The sequence below is a fragment of the Xanthomonas sp. fls2-241-TYG-148 genome (assembly GCF_030208815.1).
In the GTDB taxonomy this organism is placed as follows: Bacteria; Pseudomonadota; Gammaproteobacteria; order Xanthomonadales; family Xanthomonadaceae; genus Xanthomonas; species Xanthomonas campestris.
Window position 1 is genome coordinate 628,425 of record NZ_JARVTE010000001.1, and the last position, 17,799, is coordinate 646,223.

Below are 17,799 nucleotides of genomic sequence, written 5' to 3' on the forward strand. Positions count from 1 at the left end.
GATGAGCGCCAGCCAATGCAGCCAAACGCTGACGCGCCTCGACAGCACGGCCACCTGGCCCGCTTTGACCGATTCCCGACTCCCCAATCCCGATTCCCTCCCCCTTTCCCGACTAATGCGATAATCGCGTGTCCCCCGCATTACGCCCGCCATGACCCGCACCGCACTCGTCACTACCGCCCTGCCCTATGCCAATGGGCCGCTGCATCTTGGCCATCTGGTCGGTTATATCCAGGCCGACATCTGGGTGCGCGCGCGCCGGTTGCGCGGCGACAAGACCTGGTTCGTCTGCGCCGATGACACCCATGGCACGCCGATCATGCTTGCGGCCGAAAAGGCGGGCGTCACGCCGGAAGCCTTCATCGCCAACATCCAGGCCAGCCATGAGCGCGATTTCGCCGCGTTCGGGGTGACCTTCGATCACTACGATTCGACCAATTCGCTGGTCAATCGCGAACTCACCGAAGCCTTCTACGCCAAGCTCGAGGCCGCCGGCCATATCAGCCGTCGCTCGGTGGCGCAGTTTTACGATCCGGCCAAGGGCATGTTCCTGCCGGACCGCTACATCAAGGGCATCTGCCCCAACTGCGGCAGCGCCGACCAGTACGGCGACAACTGCGAAGTCTGTGGCGCGACCTATGCGCCGACCGAGCTGAAGGAGCCCAAGTCGGTCATTTCCGGCGCCACGCCCGAGCTGCGCGATTCGGAGCACTTTTTCTTCGAAGTGGGCCATTTCGACGGCTTCCTGCGGGAGTGGCTGGATGGCGACGTGGCGTTGCCGGGTGTCAAGGCCAAGCTCAAGGAATGGCTGGATGCCGAAGGCGGCCTGCGCGCGTGGGACATCTCGCGCGACGCGCCGTATTTCGGTTTCCAGATTCCCGGCCAGCCCGGCAAGTACTTCTACGTCTGGCTGGACGCGCCGATCGGCTACCTGTGCAGCTTCAAGACGCTGTGCGCGCAGATGGGCGAAGACTTCCAGGCGCATCTGGCGGCCGGCACGCAGACCGAACTGCACCACTTCATCGGCAAGGACATCGTCAATTTCCACGGCCTGTTCTGGCCGGCGGTGCTGCATGGCACCGGCCACCGCGCGCCAACTAGGCTGCACGTCAACGGCTACCTGATGGTGGACGGCGCCAAGATGTCCAAGTCGCGCGGCACCTTCGTGATGGCGCGGACCTTCCTGGATGTCGGCCTGGAGCCGGAGGCGCTGCGCTATTACTTCGCCGCCAAATCCTCCGGTGGCGTCGACGACCTGGACCTCAACCTGGGCGATTTCGTTGCGCGGGTGAACGCGGATCTGGTCGGCAAGTTCGTCAACCTGGCCAGCCGCTGCGCCGGCTTCATCGGCAAGCGCTTCGACGGCAAGCTGGCCGACGCGCTGCCCGATCCGGCGCAGTACGCGCGCTTTGTCGAGGCACTGGCGCCGATTCGCGAAGCCTACGAGCGCAACGACCCGGCCAGTGCGATCCGCCAGACCATGGCGCTGGCCGACGAGGCCAACAAGTACATCGACGACACCAAGCCGTGGGTGATCGCCAAGCAGGAAGGCGCCGACGCGCAACTGCAATCGGTGTGCACGCAGGGCCTGAACCTGTTCCGCCTGCTGGTGGCCGCGCTCAAGCCGATCCTGCCGCGCACCGCCGCCGAGGCCGAGGCCTTCCTGTCGGCACCGATGACCAGTTGGGAGGACGTGAGCCGCCCGCTGACTTGCCATGTCATCCAGCCCTACATCGCCCTGTTCACCCGTATTGACCCCAAATTGATCGACGCTATGACCGACGCTTCCAAAGACACGATGGCCGCACCTGCGGCACCGGCTGCGACCACCGCCAGCGCTGAAAAGGTGGCCAAAATCGATGCAAAAGCAGCTACGCCGGCCAATCCCCCCGCCTCCGTCGCGAATCCAGGTCTTATTGGCATGGACGATTTCGCCAAGCTCGATCTGCGCATCGGCAAGGTGCTGGTGTGCGAAGCGGTGGAAGGCTCGGACAAGCTGCTGCGCTTCGAACTGGATGCCGGCGAGCTGGGCAAGCGCCAGATCTTCTCGGGTATCCGCGCCAGCTACGGCGAGCCGGAAACACTGGTCGGCCGCAGCGTGGTGTTCATCGCCAACCTGGCCCCGCGCAAGATGCGCTTCGGCATCAGCGAAGGCATGATCCTCTCGGCCGGCTTCGACGGCGGCACACTGGCGCTGCTGGACGCCGACGCGGGCGCACAGCCGGGGATGCCGGTTCGGTGAAGCAGGGAATCGGGAGTGGGGAATCGGGAATCGCAACGCACGCGGCCCTGTCCCTCACGCCTGCTCGGCTTCCACAGGGCAGCGCAGCGCGAACGACACTCTGACAGCAGACGACGCATTTCCCATTCCCAACTCCCGAGTCCCGATTCCCCGCCCCAATGCAACTCGCCCTGTTCGATTTCGATCACACCGTGACCACCTGCGACACCTACGCGCGGTTCCTGCGCCAGGTGGCCAGCCCGGAACGGCGGGCGGCTGCACGGTGGCAGGTGGGTCCGTGGGTGGCGGGTTATCGGCTCGGGCTGGTGTCGGCGCCGCGCCTGCGCGGGCGGGTGACGCGGCTGGTGTTTACGGGCCGCGCCCTGGACGAGATGCAGACGCACGGGGCCAGCTATGCACGCACCGACCTGCCGGGCCTGTTACGCCCGGAGGTGATGCGACGCATCGACTGGCACCAGGCCCAAGGCCATGAGGTGGTGCTGGTCTCGGCATCGCTGGACCTCTACCTGCAGCCGTGGTGCACGCAGCATGGCCTGTCGCTGATCTGCAACCGACTGGAGCACGCGGCCGGCCGGCTCACCGGCCGCTACGCCGATGGCGATTGCGGCCCGCACAAGGCTGCGCAGATTCGCCTGCGCTATGCACTAGCGCAGTACGACTGCGTGCATGCGTATGGCGACAGCCGCGAAGACCGGCCCATGCTCGCACTGGCGCAGCAGCGCTGGTACCGCGGCCAGCAACTGCACTGACACGCCGCGCAATGCCCACCCCGCTCCCCACGCTGGTCGAACGTCTGGACCGCCTGTTGCCGCAGACCCAATGCGGCCAGTGCGGGTTCGACGGCTGTCGCCCCTATGCGCAGGCGATGGCCGAGGGCAAGGCCACGATCGACCACTGCCCGCCCGGCGGCGATGCGGGCGCGCGGGCGCTGGCGCAGGTGCTGCAGGTGCCGGCGCGCCCATATGACCGCAGCCGCGGCACCCATCTCCCCCCGCAGGTGGCCTGGATCGTGGAAGCCGATTGCATCGGCTGCACCAAGTGCATCCAGGCCTGCCCGGTGGATGCCATCGTGGGCGGCGCCAAGCATATGCACACGGTGATCGCCCCGCTGTGCACCGGTTGCGAGCTATGCGTGCCGGCCTGCCCGGTGGATTGCATCGAGCTGCGTGTAGTCGGTTAAGCGCAGCGGTCGAAAACGGCCGCGCAGGTCCGCAGGCGTAGTCCGCGCCTATTCGACGGTGTCCGCGCCCTGGCCGCCAACGGCGATGTTGAGCAGACGAAATGACGGCATCGCCCAAGCGCATGAACCACGCGCCCCAGGGCGCTCTGCGCCTTCGCTTCTACGTGGCGACACGTCGTCAGATCCCCGAATGCCGAAGGGCACTGAGTGAAGCCGGGGGTGGCGAGACGCACATCGTTGAACGCGGTTGTTCGCCCGCTCCAGGCATCAATATCAGCACCAGCTCCCCACCCCCGCCAGCCAGCCGCATCACCCCGACGACACCCCGCACCGGCCACGTGCGCCGATCACTGTCACAGACGCTCGCCGCCCGCCCATCCTCCGACGTCAGGAACCCCCTGACGCCTCCCGCCGCATCCGTGCTGCGGACGCGCTCGTATGAGGTCAGGACTGTCATCGAGGAACGCGCCGATGCGCCTGCCCGCCGCCGTTACCAAGCTCGCTACGCTCTCCCGCCCCACACCGCCGCTACTGCTATTGGTGCTGGCCTGCCTGCCGTTGGGCGCTGCCGCCGCGGTCACCCGCGTCGACGGCGATGCCTTCGATGGCGACAGCGGTGCGCTGCGCTACCGCGAGTCACATTGGTTGCTCGATGACGGCGGGCGGTTGGTGCTGTACCGCTGCAAGGACGGGCAGCCGTTCGCGCGCAAACAGGTCGATGGCGGCGGCAGTGCGCCCAATTTCAGCCTGGTCGATGGCCGCGATGGTTATCGCGAAGGCGTGCGGCAGCGCGACGGTGTGCGCGAGATGTACCAGCAGCTCCCGGGCAAGCCGGAACGCCGCACCGCACTGCCGGCCACCGAGACGCCACGCGTGATCGATGCCGGCTTCGATGCGTATCTGCGCACGCACTGGGCCGCCCTTGGCAGCGCTGCGCAGCAGGTGGAATTCGTGTTGCCCAGCCTGCAGCGGCAACTGACGTTCCGCGTGCAACGCATCGGCGAAACCGCCGGGCAGCGCCGCTACAAGGTCAGCCTGGATGCCTGGTATGGCGCGGCGCTGCCGGCCCTGGAAGTCACCTACGCCATCGCCGACAAGCGCCTGCTCGAATTCCGTGGCGTAGGCAATCTGCGCGATGCCAATGGCCGCTATCCGCGCGTGCGCATCGTGTTTCCCGACACACCGGCGCAGCCGGCCAACGCCGTGTCGCTGCGCCAGGCCCGCGAGCAACCGCTGGTTGCGCGATGCGACGTGCCGTGAGCACCGCCACCCTCTTCACACCCGCCCACACGCGCTTGCGTACAACGGCCCGGGCAGCCCTTTCCCCTGCAGGAGCATCGTCATGGCCAAGGCCTATCTCTGGATCAACGCAGTGCTCTATGTCGTCCTGGCGATCTGGTGCACCCTCTCGCCAAGCAAGACCGCCACGGCGGTGGGCTACACGCAGCTGTCGCCGGCTGGTCAGTCCGAATACCTGGTCATCTATGGCGGGCTGCAGTTGGGCATGGCCTTCCTGTTCGGCTATTTCGCCTGGATCGATCAACCGCGCACCGGCCTGCTGGTCGCACTCGCGTTCTACGTGCCCATCGTGCTGTTCCGCACCGTCTCGCTCTCGCGCCTGTGGCCGGTCTCCGCGCCAACGGTGGCACTGGCGGGGGTGGAAATCCTGCTGCTGCTCGCCGCCGTGCTGCTGTGGTTCAAGCACCGATGAAAGACTCTTTCGGCCCAGTCCGGTACGATCGGCGCCACCTCCGCCAACGCCCGACCGCATGAGTGCCATTCCTGGCCACGACGACGATGAGACCGGACGCCTGCTCACCGCAACGGCGGGCGGCGACCGCCACGCCTTCGAAGCGTTGTACCGGCAAACCTCGCCCAAACTGTTCGGGGTGTGCCTGCGCATGATCCCGCAGCGCGCCGAAGCCGAAGAAGTGCTGCAGGACGTGTTTACGCTGATCTGGCACAAGGCCGGGCAGTTCGACCCGAGCCGTGCGCGCGGGCTGACCTGGCTGGCAATGATTGCGCGCAACAAGGCCATCGACCATCTGCGCGCCACCGCGCCGCAGCGCCGTAACGTGGCGTTGGACGATGCCGGCGAACTGCGCTCGGCCGACGCCTCGCCGTTGGAACGCGCCGAACGCCTCACCACGCGCCGGCGCATCGATCACTGCCTGGCCGAACTGGAACCGCCACGCAGCGAGCTGATCCGCACTGCGTTCTTTGAAGGCATTACCTACGAAGAACTGGCCGAGCGCACCGATACGCCGATTGGCACGGTCAAAAGCTGGATCCGCCGGGGTCTGGCCAAACTCAAGGCATGTCTGGAACGATGAGCACGCCCTTCCCCATCGACCAGGAACCACCCCGCGACGTGCTGGCCGGCGAGTATGTGCTGGGCCTGCTCAGTGCCGACGACCGTCTGGCCGTGGAGCAGCGCATCGCCACCGATGCGCAGTTCGCGCAGGCAGTGGCGCAATGGCAAGAACATCTGGCGCCGCTGCTGGAAGAGATCGCCGCGGTGACACCGGCCGACCAGGTCTGGGCGCGTGTGCGCCAGGCACTGGGCTTCGATACACCGTTGCATGCGGTGCCCGCATCCGGCGTGCAGAGCCCGGCGCCACCGGCGGCGGTTCCGCTATGGAACAGCGTGCGCTTCTGGCGCTGGGCCAGTGCCGGTGGCCTGGCCACTGCAGCGGTCTGCGTGCTGGCCTTGCTGAGCGTGCGCACGCCGCCGACCGCGCCGCCATCTGGCCCGGTGCAGAACACGCCGATCGTGCAGACACCGCCGGCCAAGCCGCCGGTCACTCCGCCGGCAACCGGCATTGCGATGACCTCCACACTGGCCACCGCCGATGGGCGCCCGGGCTATGTGGCGTTGATGGATGCCGACAAGCAGGTCATCACCGTGACGCCGCTGGATCGCACCGCCACCGCCGGCAAGGTGCCGGAATTGTGGCTGATCACCCCCGATGGCAAGGCGCACTCGATGGGCGTGTTCGACGACCAGCGTGCGCGGCGCGCGTCGATCCCGGCGCCGTTGATGCCGATGCTCAGCAACGAGGCGATCCTGGCCGTCACCCTGGAACCACCGGGTGGTGCGCCGGGCGGCGTAGCCACCGGCACCGTGGTGGCCAAGGGCGGCATCAGCACGTTGGCCATGGCGCCTTGATCGCCTGAGTGCAGCGGCATCCGTCAAAGGATGCCGCTGGCAGCGTCATTGGCAAACACCTCGCGCACCGTCGTCCAGCAGCACGGACCATGCGCACGCATAGCAATGTTCGAGCGAGCTGCCGCACCTGCGCACCGTCAGTGCCTGCCGCGCAGCCGTGCAGCCGTTTTCTTCTTCTGGCAAAGCAGACTCGTCCGCGCGCACGCGCTTTGCGCGGATGTTTTTGTGTGCGCCGCCACGCGAATCGCTTGCGTTCCCAACCGTAGACGCCGGATGCGTGCGACGATCAAGCGGACTGGTGCATCTGTTTGTCGGCAGCATCCGTAAAGGGTCCCATCCACCACGGAGAACCATGCGTGCCGAGCTCTGGACTCGACCCCCGCGTCGCACCCACGCCCCACCCCGCCACCCCGCCACAGCGCGCGGGCAAGGCCGGGCGGTTCGGCAGCCTGCGTCGCTGGGTGGATTCGCAAACCGACGAACCGCTGGACGAAGCCCGCGCGGACCGCATCGACTGGCTGCGTGCGCTGCCGTTCATCGCCTTGCACCTGGCCTGCTTTGCGGTGTTCTGGGTCGGTGTGTCATGGTTCGCAGTCGGCATGGCCGTGGCGCTGTACGCGCTGCGCATGTTCGCGCTGACCGGGTTCTATCACCGCTATTTCTCGCACCGCGCATTCAAGACCTCGCGCGTGGTGCAGTTCGTGTTCGCCGCGATCGCTGCCACCTGCGTGCAACGTGGGCCGCTGTGGTGGGCCGCACACCATCGCAACCATCACCGGCATACCGACACCGGGCGTGACCCGCATTCGCCGGCACAGCACGGCTTCTGGTGGAGCCATACCGGCTGGTTCCTGACGCCGCGCAATTTCCGCACCGATTGGGAAGTGATTCCGGATCTGCGCCGCTTCACCGAGCTGCGATTTCTGGACCGCTTCGACATCGTGATGCCGGTGCTGCTGGCACTGGGCCTGTACCTGCTGGGCGACTGGCTGGCGGCTGCAGCGCCTGGCCTGCACACCAGTGGCGCGCAGTTGCTGGTGTGGGGCTTCGTGCTGTCCACGGTGGCGTTGTTCCATGCCACCTTCACCATCAATTCGCTGGCGCACCGCTTCGGCAGCCGGCGCTTCGACACCCGCGACGACAGCCGCAACAACTGGTTGCTGGCGCTGCTCACCTTCGGCGAGGGCTGGCACAACAACCATCATTTCTTTCCCGGCTCGGCGCGCCAGGGCGTGCGCTGGTGGGAATACGACATGACCTGGTACGGGCTCACGGTGATGTCGTGGGTAGGCCTGGTGTGGGATCTCAAACCGATGCCCGCCATGCTGACGCGACGCGCCGGACGGGTGGCGCGATGAGCGGTGGCAGGATCGCGGTGGTCGGCAGTGGAATCGCTGGCCTGGGCGCCGCATGGCTGCTGTCGCGGCGTTACGAAGTGACGCTGTTCGAGGCCGCCGATTATCTCGGCGGCCACACGCACACGCACGACATCCAGCTGGAGGGCCAGCGTTACGCGGTGGACAGCGGCTTCATCGTGTTCAACCCGCAGCATTACCCTTTGCTCACCCGGTTGTTCGCCGAAATCGACGTGGCGTCGCAGTCCACCACCATGAGTTTTTCGGTGCACGACGCGCGCAGCGGGCTCGAATACAACGCTGGCTCGCTCGGCGGGCTGTTCTGCCAGCGCCGCAACCTGCTCAGCCCACGCTTCTGGGGCATGCTGGCCGACCTGCGGCGTTTTTACCGGCAGGCGCCTGCGGTACTGACCAGCGACGAGCGTTTCAGCACGTTGGGCGAGTACCTGCACCGGCACGGCTATTCGGACACGTTTCGCGACCAGCACCTGGTGCCGATGGCCTCGGCGCTGTGGTCCTCGCCCTCGCAACGCATTCTCGAATTTCCGATGGGCCAGTTGATCGGCTTCATGGCCAATCACCACATGCTGCAGATCAGCGGACGGCCGCAGTGGCAGGTGGTGCGCGGTGGTTCGTCGAGCTATGTGCGCGCGCTGCGGCGGCGTTGGCAGGTGCAGGAACGCCTGTCCACGCCGGTGCACGCCGTCCGCCGGGCCGGCAACGGCGTGGTCGTGACCTCGTTGCGCGGCGACGAGCACTTCGACGAGGTGGTGCTTGCCTGCCATGCCGACGATGCATTGGCCTTGCTCAGCGATGCCACGCCTGCCGAGCAGCAGATCCTGGGCGCCATCACCTACCAGAACAACGACACCGTGCTGCACACCGATGCCAGCGTGCTGCCGCGCGACCGCCGCGCCTGGGCGGCCTGGAATGCGCACGTACCGGCCGACCCGCAGGCGCCGTGCACGGTGAGCTACTGGATGAACGCGCTGCAGTCGATCAACGCACCGCAGCCGTTCATCGTCAGCCTCAATCGCGACCAGGACATCGCACCGGAGAAAGTGCTGCGCCGCATGCGCTACCGCCACCCGGTGCAGAACGCCGCAGCACTCGATGCGCAGGCGCGCAAGGCGCAGATCCAGGGCCAGCGGCACACCTGGTTTGCCGGCGCGGCGTGGGGCTTCGGCTTCCACGAAGATGGCCTGCGCAGCGGCGTGGACGTGGCGCATGCACTGGGAGTGCCGTGGTGACCCAGCTGCTGCGCGAAGCGATCACCGACGCCGTTCCACTGCCGCCCACCGAGGGCGGTGGTGCCGGACGGCTGCACGGCCCGTTGCGCAGCGCCATCTACACCGGCTGGGTGCGGCACCGCCGCTACGCCCCCAAGCCGCTGCAATTCCGCTACCGCCTGTTCCTGATGTATCTGGATCTGGCCGAGCTGGAGCACGTCTTCGCGCGCCGCTGGCTATGGTCGGTGGGCCGCGCGAATCTGGCGCAGTTCCGCCGTAGCGATTACCTGGGCGACCCGCAGGTGCCGCTGGACCAGGCCGTGCGCGACTGCGTGCAGGCCCACACCGGCGACCGCCCGGAGGGTGCGATCCGCCTGCTCACGCACCTGCGTTACTTCGGCCATGTGTTCAATCCGGTCAGCTTCTACTACTGCTTCGACCGCCACGACGGGCTGCGCTGGATCGTGGCCGAAATCACCAACACGCCCTGGCAGCAGCGCCACACCTATGTGCTGCCGGTGGCGCAGGCGCGCAGCCATCGCGATGTGCATGCGTGGCGCTTCGATAAACGCTTCCACGTGTCGCCGTTCATGGGCATGCAGCACCACTACGATTGGCGCTTCAGCGTGCCGACGGAACACCTGCGCGTGCACATGGATGTGCTGGATGCCATCGAAGCCGCGCCGCAAGCCCCTGCGCAGCAGGCGCGCCGCTTCGATGCCACGCTGGTGCTGCAGCGCCAACCGCTGACCGCAGGCACGCTGGCGCGCACGCTGCTTGGCTACCCCTTGATGACCGTGCAGGTGGTGCTGGCCATCCATTGGCAGGCACTGCGCCTGTGGCTGCGCGGCAATCCTGTCCACGATCACCCCACTCCGCCTGTGCGAGAACGCTCATGAGTGCCACCTCCCTGCCCGACACTGCCGCGCCGCGCGCGGCCTCGTGGACCGACCGTCTGTTGCGCAAGCGGCTGCTGGCCACACTGGGCGACCTGCGCGATGGGCAGCTGCAGCTGCATGAAGCCGATCGCGTCACCACGCTCGGCAATGCCAGCGGCACGCAGGCGCTGCAGACCCAGTTGCGGGTGACCGACCCGCGCTTCTATCGGCAGGCCGCGCTCAACGGCAGTGTCGGCGCCGGCGAGGCCTACATGGATGGCGATTGGCAGTGCGACGATCTGGTCACGCTGATGCGCCTGCTGCTGCGCAACCGCGACCGATTGGACGCGATGGAGACCGGCACCGCCCGCCTGGGCGGCTGGGCCATGCGCAGCCTGCATACGCTGGCACGCAATACGCGCAGCGGCAGCCGGCGCAACATCGCGGCGCATTACGACCTGGGCAACCCGCTGTTCCGGTTGTTCCTGGATGCCAACCTGATGTACTCCTCGGCCATCTTCGTCGACGGCGAAGAAGCGCAGGGCGAGGCGGCGCTCGAGCGCGCGGCCACCCGCAAGCTGGAACGCATCTGCGAAAAGCTGCGTCTTGGCCCGCAGCACCATGTGGTGGAAATCGGCACCGGCTGGGGTGGGTTTGCACTGCATGCCGCACGCGAACATGGCTGCCGCGTCACCACCACCACCATCTCGCGCGAACAGTTCGAACTGGCCACCCAGCGCATCGCCGCAGCCGGCTTGAGCGAGCGCGTGACGGTGCTGCTGCGCGACTACCGCGACCTGGAAGGCCACTACGACCGCGTGGTGTCGATCGAGATGATCGAGGCCATCGGGCACCAATACCTGGACACCTACTTCGCCAAGGTCGGCAGCCTGCTGACCGACGAGGGCGAGGCGCTGATCCAGGCGATCACCATCGAAGACCATCGCTATGCGCAGGCACTGCGCTCGGTGGACTTCATCAAGCGGCACATCTTCCCGGGCAGCTTCATTCCCTCGGTGGCGGCCATGACCGGCGCCATCGGCCGCGCCAGCGATCTGCGCCTGTTCAATCTGGAAGACATCGGCCCCAGCTATGCGCTGACCCTGCGTGCGTGGCGGCAGCGCTTCATGGCGCAACTGCCGCAGGTGCGCGCACTGGGCTACGACGAGCGCTTCATCCGCATGTGGGAATTTTATCTGGCCTATTGCGAAGCCGGTTTCCTGGAACGCTCGATCGGCGATGTGCATCTGTGGTTGAGCAAGCCCGGCGCACGTCCGCCGCAATTCGTGCCCGGGTTGAGCAGCGCCGCATGAAGCAGCTGGGCAACTACGTCGGCTTGCAGGTGCTGTGGCTGGTGGCGGTCAGCTCAGCCGCGCGTGGGCGGGTGTGGCCCACGCTGCTGGCGTTGGCGCTGTTTGCGCTCTACCAACTGTGGCCCACGCGGCGCGCGCGCGGCGACTGGCAGTTGCTGCTGGCCGCCATCGCACTGGGGCTGTTGCTGGACACCACACTGGCCGCAGGCGACTGGGTGCGCTACGCCGCGCCGTGGCCGGGCAGCGTGCTCGCGCCTGCGTGGATCCTGGCGCTCTGGCTGGGATTTGCGCTCACGCTCAATCATTCACTGGCAACGGTCATGCAGCGCCCGTGGCTGGCGGTTGTGCTGGGCGCAGTCTTCGGGCCGCTGTCGTACTGGCTGGCCGAGCGCAGCTGGCAGGCCATCGAATTGCTGGCACCGCAGCGCAACGCGCTGCTGGCGCTGGCGATTGGCTGGGGCGCGGCCTGCGGCCTGCTCTCGCTGTATGCCCGCCGCCTGGCACGCCCCGCGTTTGAGCGCATCACTGGAGACCCGCAATGACTGTCTGGCCGCTGCTGCATGTCGGCGTGTTCGCCGCCGTGGTGATGGTGTTGGGCTGGCTGTGGCAACGCCGCAGTGGCAACGCCGGCCCGGTGGACGTGTTGTGGGCGGGCTGCCTGGCGGTTGCTGCGCCCTACTGCGCGTGGATGTCCGATGGTGCGCTGCTGCCACGCGTGCTGGTGGCGGTGCTCGGCGGCGTGTGGGGCGCACGGCTTGCCTGGCACCTGGGCGTGCGTGTGTTCGGCGACCCCCACGAGGATGGCCGCTACCGCGCCCTGCGTGCGCACTGGAACGGCGATCAGCGCAAGTTCCTGGGCTTTTTCCTGGCCCAGGCGGTGGTGGTGGTGCTGTTCTCGGTGCCGTTCCTGGCCGCGGCCAGCAACCCGAACCCGGCATGGAGCGTGTGGAGCAGCCTGGCGATTGTGGTGTGGTTGATCGCCGTCGGCGGCGAGGCGCTGGCCGACCGGCAGTTGTCTGCGCACAAGGCCAAACCGGCCAACCGCGGCAAGACATGTCGCACCGGGCTCTGGCGCTATTCGCGGCATCCCAATTACTTCTTCGAATTCGTGCATTGGTTTGCGTATCTGGCCCTGGCGGTCGGTGCGGGGCCGTGGCCGGTGGCGCTGTGTGCGCTGGGCCCGGTGGTGATGTTCGCGTTCCTGTATCGCTTTACCGGCATCCCCTATACCGAGCAGCAGGCACTGCGCTCGCGTGGCGAGGACTACGCCCAGTACCAACGCAGCACCAGCGCATTTTTCCCGTTCCCCCCTTCGTCCTGATTCGCCTGGAGAGTCGCATGTCCACCGTTACCATCCCGCCCTCCGCGCATCCCGAAGAAGGCTTTGCCACCCGCCTGGCCGAATCCGGCGTGCTGCCCGATGCCGCGTTGCGTTACGGCATTCGCCGACTGTGCGCGCAGCGCCTGCTGGACGAACGCCGCGATGGCGCCGATGCCAGCGGCGAGCGCCAACGCGCCTTCATCGACAGCCTGCGCGGCAGCGCCATCGCGATTGAAACCGATGCCGCCAATCGCCAGCATTACGAGCTGCCGCCGCAGTTCTTCACCCTATGCCTGGGGCGGCGCCTGAAATACAGCAGCTGCTATTGGGACGCGACCACGCCGGACCTGGACGCGGCCGAACTGCGCATGCTGGCGTTGTACGGCGAGCGCGCCGAGCTGGCCGATGGCCAGCGCATCCTGGAGCTGGGCTGCGGTTGGGGCTCGCTCACCTTGTGGATGGCCGAGCGCTATCCGACTGCCAGCATCACCGCGGTGTCCAATTCGCGGCCGCAGCGCGCGCACATCCTGGAACAGTGCCGCGTGCGCGGGCTGAGCAACGTGCAGGTCATCACCGCCGACGTCAATGCGCTGGCACTGCCCACCGACAGCTTCGATCGCGTGGTCTCGGTGGAAATGTTCGAGCACATGCGCAACTACCGCGAGCTGCTATCGCGGATCGGCAGCTGGCTGGCACCGGGCGGCAAGCTGTTCGTGCATATCTTCTGCCACCGCGACCTGGCCTACCCGTTCGAAGTGGCCGGCGAAGACAACTGGATGGGGCGGCACTTTTTCACCGGCGGGCTGATGCCGGCGGCCGATACGCTGCTGCAGTTTCAGCAAGATGTGGTGATCGAACAACGCTGGGTGTTGTCCGGCGAGCATTACGAAAAGACCGCCAATGCCTGGCTGGAAAATCAGGACAGGCACCGCGAACAGATCATGCCGCTGCTGCGGCAGACCTACGGCGAGGATGCACAGCGCTGGTGGCAGCGCTGGCGCATGTTCTGGCTGGCCTGCGCGGAGCTGTTCGGCTATGACGAAGGCCGTGAATGGGGCGTGGCGCATTACCGCTTCGCCAAGCGCTGACCTACGCCGGTTAACCAGCTCGGCCAGTCGGCAGCCATGCTGCCGACTGGCCCGCAGCGCGATGCCGCAGCACCGCGCATTGATGCCGCAGCCAATCAGCTCGTTGCTGCGGTGATCACGATCTCCACCTTCCACTCCGGGCGAGCCAGCTTGGCTTCCACGGTGGCGCGTGCCGGGGTGAAGCCATGCGGCACCCACTCGTCCCAGGCCTTGTTCATGCCGTCGAAATCGGCGATGTCGGCAAGAAAGATCTCCGCACGCAGGATCTTGGTCTTGTCGCTGGCGGCCATCGCCAGCAGCTTGTCGATCTCGGCCAGCACCTGACGGGTCTGCCCGGTGATGTCTTCGCTGGTGTCGTCGGCAATCTGCCCCGCGAGGTAGCACACGCCGCCATGGACGGTCATTTCGGACATACGCGGGCCGGTATCGAATCGCTGCAGCATCTTCAGGCTTCCTACGGTTGGTTGACCCGGGCATTGTCACGCGAATGCGATGAACGTGCAGCGCGTGCCAGCCAACTGCCCACCAGCGTCAACCAGATCACGATCAGCACGATGGCGGTCTTCTGGCTGATGCCGCGTGGCGCGGTGTGCACGCTGACGTTGAACAGCAACACCGCAAACGCCACCAGGCCCAGCCCGAAGGCCGGCACGAAGCGGCTGCGCCAGCGTGGGTCGTTGCGGAAATACCACGACTGCAGCAGCAGCCCGGCGATCACGCATAGAAACGCGGCCTGCGCGGACAATAGGTGCACCATCAACGCCGCGTTCGGCGCCAGCGTCGGCATCCAGCTGTCGCCGATCGAGACTGCACTCAGGCCCAGTGCTGCGGCCCAGAACAAGCCCAGCACGGTGCGGCTGCGCGCAGTTGGCATCAGCGCGGCATGCAGGCCCAGCGCCAACCACGCCATGCTCGCGGCCAACACGCAATAAGCGGTGCGCAGCACTAACCCGTAAGGCCCGTGCAGATACAGGCTCAGTTGCGCGCCCACCCAGTCCAGGTCGGCACGCATCAGTTGCAGGGTCAACACCAACACGACGAATGCCACGCCAACCACGGCGGCGGTGCTGCCGGCATGCGCGCTCCAGCGCGGCGGCGCGCCTGGCACGGCCTGTGCATCAGCTCCCCTGCCTTGCGCCACCTCACGTTTCAACATCCTGTCTGCACCTTCACTGCATCGCTTTGCATCGTTTCGTTCCAACCGCACGCATGCGCCCGTTTGGCCTATGATGCGCGCGGCCGTCCAGGGCCGACAATGTGTCGGCCAGATCGAACCCTGTGTTCACCCTCCACCGGCGCCCACGCGACCACGCTGCATGCACTCCCACGTTGTCCGGCCCATGCAGATCCTTCGCACTTGCTGCCTCCGCGGCGCGTGCGCACTCCCCTCCTTTCAGCAGATCCCGTTGCCCCCATGACGGATACCCCCGTGTCTTCCGAAGCGACCGCCAGCGGCTGGCGCCGCGCGCTGCCCGTGATCATCAGCCTGGCGATCCTGGCCATGGCGCTGCACGCGCTGTCCTCGCAATTCACCGATCACGGCTACCGCCAGATCCGGCAGGCGTTCCGCGCACTCGGCGCCGGCCAGATCGCGCTCACCTTGCTGCTTGGCCTGAGCAGCTACGCGTGCCTGGTGGGCTTTGACTGGGTGGGCCTCAAGCGCACCGGCAAGCGCCTGCATCCGGCGCGGGTGGGCATCACCGCCTTCATGGCGCACGCGGTGGGGCAGACACTGGGCTTTGCGGCGCTCACCGGCGGCGCGGTGCGCTTGCGCGGCTACGGCAGCGTGGGGCTGACCCTGGCCGAGATCGGCCAGGTGGTGCTGATGAGCACGCTGGGCTTCATCTTCGGCGCCTGGGTGCTGCTCGGCATTGCGCTGATGCTCGAACCCGAAGCGGCCGCACGTGCGCTGCCGATCGCCGCCGAGGGCATCCGCATCGCCGGCATCGCCCTGTTGCTGGGCTACGTGGCGATGCTGGTGCTGGTGGGCCGGCACGGGCGCGAATTCGGCATCCGCAGCCATCGCTTCTGGCTGCCCGACCGCACCACCGTGCTGGGCGTGACCGCGCTCAGCGTGGTCGAACTGGGCCTGGCCGCGGCGGCGTTCTACGTGCTGCTGCCGCCCGATCCGGGCACCGGCTATTTCGGCTTCATCGGCATCTGGCTGGTGGCGGTGGTGGCTGGGCTGATCTCCACCGTGCCGGCCGGCCTTGGCGTATTCGAGTGGAGCCTGCTCAAGCTGCTGCCGCATGTCACCCCGGCGGCGGTGCTGGCGGCCGCGCTGGCGTACCGGGTCACGTATTACATCGTGCCGCTGCTGATCTCGGTGGCCATGGCGGCGGCCACCGGCCTGCGTGCACCGGTGCGCGCCAGTGCCAGCACCGCGCGCACGGTGTGGAAGACCTTGCGGCCGTGGCTGCCGCAGATCCTGGCCTTGGCGGTGTTTGCGGTAGGTGCGGCGCTGGTGATAGACGGCACCCTGCCCACGCCACGCGCACGTCAGGAGGTGGCGCCGCTGCCGCTGATCGAGACCTCGCACCTGCTGGTCAGTCTGGGCGGCATGCTGCTGTTGCTGATCGGCCAGGGCCTGCAACGCCGCAGCCATTCGGCCTGGGTGCTGGCACTGGGCGTGTGCGTGTTGCTGCCGCCGCTGTCGCTGCTGCGCGGCAGCCATATCTCGGTGTCGCTGTCGGCCGCACTGGCCGCAGTGGCCTTGTGGGCGGCACGCCGGGAGTTCTATCGCCAGGGCGCGCTGCTGGACGAAGCCTGGTCGTGGCGCTGGCTGAGCAATCTGGGGCTGGTGCTGGTGGCCACGTTCTGGCTGCTGTTCTTCGTCTACAGCCATGTCGAATACAGCAACGACCTGTGGTGGCAGTTCGCCACCTCGGCCAATGCGCCGCGTGCGCTGCGTGCGCTGCTGATCCTGTGCGTGGGCGTGATCCTGTTCGGCACCGCACGCCTGTTGCGCGGCGGTCGCCGGCCAATGCCGCCAGCCGATGCGCAGGCCCTGCAGGCCCTGGCACCGGTGCTGGCCAGCAGCGCCGACACCCAGGCCTGCCTGGCGCTCACCGGCGACAAGGCGTTCCTGCGCGATGAGAAGGGCCTGGGTTTTGTGATGATGCAGCGCTACGGCGGCTCGCTGATCTCGATGGGCGACCCGGTCGGGCCGCCGGAGGTTGCGCGTGCGCTGATCTGGCGCTTCCGCGAAGAGGCCGACCACATGGGCCTGCGCCCGGTGTTCTACCAGGTGGGCGAAAAATACTGGCAGACCTATCTGGACATGGGCCTGACCCTGGTCAAGCTGGGCGAAGAAGCCATCGTGCCGCTGGAGGGCTTCACCCTGGAAGGCCGCGACCGCGCCGACCTGCGCCAGGCCTGGAACCGCGGCAAGCGCGGCGGCCTGAGCTTCCGCATGCTGCAGCCCGAGCAGGTAGACGCGGTGATGGCAGAGCTGGGCGAGGTCTCCGAGCAATGGCTGGATGAAAAGGCCGGCGAAGAGAAAGGCTTCTCGCTGGGCAGTTTCGACCCGGACTACCTGCGCCGGTTTCCGGTGGCGGTTGCCGAGGCGGAGGGCAAGATCGTGGCGTTCGCCAATGTGTGGTGCGCGCCGGCCGGCGGCGAGTTGTCGGTGGACCTGATGCGGCACAGCGCGCAGGCACCCAAGGGCACCATGGACTTCCTGTTTATCGAGTTGTTCCTGTGGGGCCACGCCAACGGCTACACGCGCTTCTCGCTGGGCATGGCGCCGCTGTCGGGCCTGGCCGAGCATCGGCTGGCTGGCCGCTGGAATCGCTTCGCCAGCCTGGTGGCGCGGCATGGCGAACGCTTCTATGGCTTCAGCGGGCTGCGCCGCTTCAAATCCAAGTTCGCACCGACCTGGCGCCCGCGCTATCTGGTCGCGCCCGGCGGCATGCATCTGCCCGCCGCCTTGCTGGATGTCACCCGGCTGATCTCTGTGGATCCGGGCCGGCAGGACTGACGCGATACCTGACCCGCGCACCGCGTGCGATCACGCGGTGCGCGG

Annotated in this window: 17 protein-coding genes; 15 read left to right on the forward strand and 2 right to left on the reverse strand. The window is 67.3% G+C overall.

What is annotated here, in order from left to right; translation table 11 throughout:
* Positions 1 to 151: 151 nt before the first annotated feature.
* From metG to QRM60_RS02930, 14 genes are all read left to right on the forward strand, one after another.
* Complete coding sequence (gene metG / locus QRM60_RS02865) at positions 152 to 2,242, forward strand: methionine--tRNA ligase (protein WP_285445568.1); 2,091 nt, start codon at positions 152 to 154, stop codon at positions 2,240 to 2,242.
* Between the two features lie 158 nt (positions 2,243 to 2,400).
* Positions 2,401 to 2,991: an HAD family hydrolase gene (locus QRM60_RS02870; protein ID WP_285445569.1), complete on the forward strand. Its 591-nt coding sequence runs from the start codon at positions 2,401 to 2,403 to the stop codon at positions 2,989 to 2,991.
* A gap of 11 nt (positions 2,992 to 3,002) precedes the next feature.
* Complete coding sequence (gene rnfB, locus QRM60_RS02875) at positions 3,003 to 3,422, forward strand: Rnf electron transport complex subunit RnfB (protein WP_042595954.1); 420 nt, start codon at positions 3,003 to 3,005, stop codon at positions 3,420 to 3,422.
* A 471-nt stretch (positions 3,423 to 3,893) separates the two neighbouring features.
* On the forward strand, positions 3,894 to 4,682 hold the full coding sequence (locus QRM60_RS02880) for a hypothetical protein (protein WP_115572743.1): 789 nt from the start codon (positions 3,894 to 3,896) through the stop codon (positions 4,680 to 4,682).
* Between the two features lie 82 nt (positions 4,683 to 4,764).
* The gene (locus QRM60_RS02885; protein WP_014507208.1) at positions 4,765 to 5,133 is read left to right on the forward strand and encodes a membrane protein; all 369 of its coding nucleotides are present in this window, start codon (positions 4,765 to 4,767) and stop codon (positions 5,131 to 5,133) included.
* Between the two features lie 58 nt (positions 5,134 to 5,191).
* Positions 5,192 to 5,755, forward strand: a complete 564-nt coding sequence (locus QRM60_RS02890; RefSeq protein ID WP_011036526.1) for a sigma-70 family RNA polymerase sigma factor — start codon at positions 5,192 to 5,194, stop codon at positions 5,753 to 5,755.
* Positions 5,752 to 6,591, forward strand: a complete 840-nt coding sequence (locus QRM60_RS02895) for an anti-sigma factor (protein WP_285445570.1) — start codon at positions 5,752 to 5,754, stop codon at positions 6,589 to 6,591. The genes QRM60_RS02890 and QRM60_RS02895 overlap by 4 nt, the downstream gene beginning before the upstream one ends.
* 356 nt (positions 6,592 to 6,947) lie before the next feature.
* The gene (locus tag QRM60_RS02900; RefSeq protein WP_193387311.1) at positions 6,948 to 7,949 is read left to right on the forward strand and encodes an acyl-CoA desaturase; all 1,002 of its coding nucleotides are present in this window, start codon (positions 6,948 to 6,950) and stop codon (positions 7,947 to 7,949) included.
* Entirely contained in the window at positions 7,946 to 9,196 is a 1,251-nt protein-coding gene (locus tag QRM60_RS02905) for an FAD-dependent oxidoreductase (protein ID WP_014507204.1), read from the forward strand. Before QRM60_RS02900 ends, QRM60_RS02905 begins: the two co-directional genes overlap by 4 nt.
* Positions 9,190 to 10,074: a DUF1365 domain-containing protein gene (locus QRM60_RS02910; protein WP_161962613.1), complete on the forward strand. Its 885-nt coding sequence runs from the start codon at positions 9,190 to 9,192 to the stop codon at positions 10,072 to 10,074. Before QRM60_RS02905 ends, QRM60_RS02910 begins: the two co-directional genes overlap by 7 nt.
* Complete coding sequence (locus QRM60_RS02915) at positions 10,071 to 11,366, forward strand: cyclopropane-fatty-acyl-phospholipid synthase family protein (protein ID WP_011036521.1); 1,296 nt, start codon at positions 10,071 to 10,073, stop codon at positions 11,364 to 11,366. The genes QRM60_RS02910 and QRM60_RS02915 overlap by 4 nt, the downstream gene beginning before the upstream one ends.
* A complete protein-coding gene (locus tag QRM60_RS02920) occupies positions 11,363 to 11,908 on the forward strand; it encodes a DUF2878 domain-containing protein (protein WP_285445571.1) in 546 nt (181 codons plus the stop codon). The genes QRM60_RS02915 and QRM60_RS02920 overlap by 4 nt, the downstream gene beginning before the upstream one ends.
* Complete coding sequence (locus QRM60_RS02925; RefSeq protein WP_115555671.1) at positions 11,905 to 12,687, forward strand: DUF1295 domain-containing protein; 783 nt, start codon at positions 11,905 to 11,907, stop codon at positions 12,685 to 12,687. The genes QRM60_RS02920 and QRM60_RS02925 overlap by 4 nt, the downstream gene beginning before the upstream one ends.
* 17 nt (positions 12,688 to 12,704) lie before the next feature.
* Positions 12,705 to 13,775, forward strand: a complete 1,071-nt coding sequence (locus QRM60_RS02930) for a cyclopropane-fatty-acyl-phospholipid synthase family protein (RefSeq protein ID WP_103699928.1) — start codon at positions 12,705 to 12,707, stop codon at positions 13,773 to 13,775.
* Between the two features lie 95 nt (positions 13,776 to 13,870).
* Here the strand turns inward: QRM60_RS02930 and QRM60_RS02935 are convergent, their stop codons facing one another.
* Positions 13,871 to 14,218, reverse strand: coding sequence for a RidA family protein (locus tag QRM60_RS02935; RefSeq protein ID WP_011036517.1), 348 nt, complete (start codon positions 14,216 to 14,218; stop codon positions 13,871 to 13,873).
* An 11-nt stretch (positions 14,219 to 14,229) separates the two neighbouring features.
* Complete coding sequence (locus tag QRM60_RS02940) at positions 14,230 to 14,931, reverse strand: DUF998 domain-containing protein (protein WP_161962612.1); 702 nt, start codon at positions 14,929 to 14,931, stop codon at positions 14,230 to 14,232.
* Between the two features lie 258 nt (positions 14,932 to 15,189).
* Between QRM60_RS02940 and mprF the strand changes: the two genes are divergently transcribed.
* Positions 15,190 to 17,754 (forward strand): bifunctional lysylphosphatidylglycerol flippase/synthetase MprF, encoded by a 2,565-nt coding sequence (mprF, locus tag QRM60_RS02945; RefSeq protein ID WP_228438908.1) that lies wholly within the window; start codon positions 15,190 to 15,192, stop codon positions 17,752 to 17,754.
* The last annotated feature ends 45 nt before the right edge of the window (positions 17,755 to 17,799 follow it).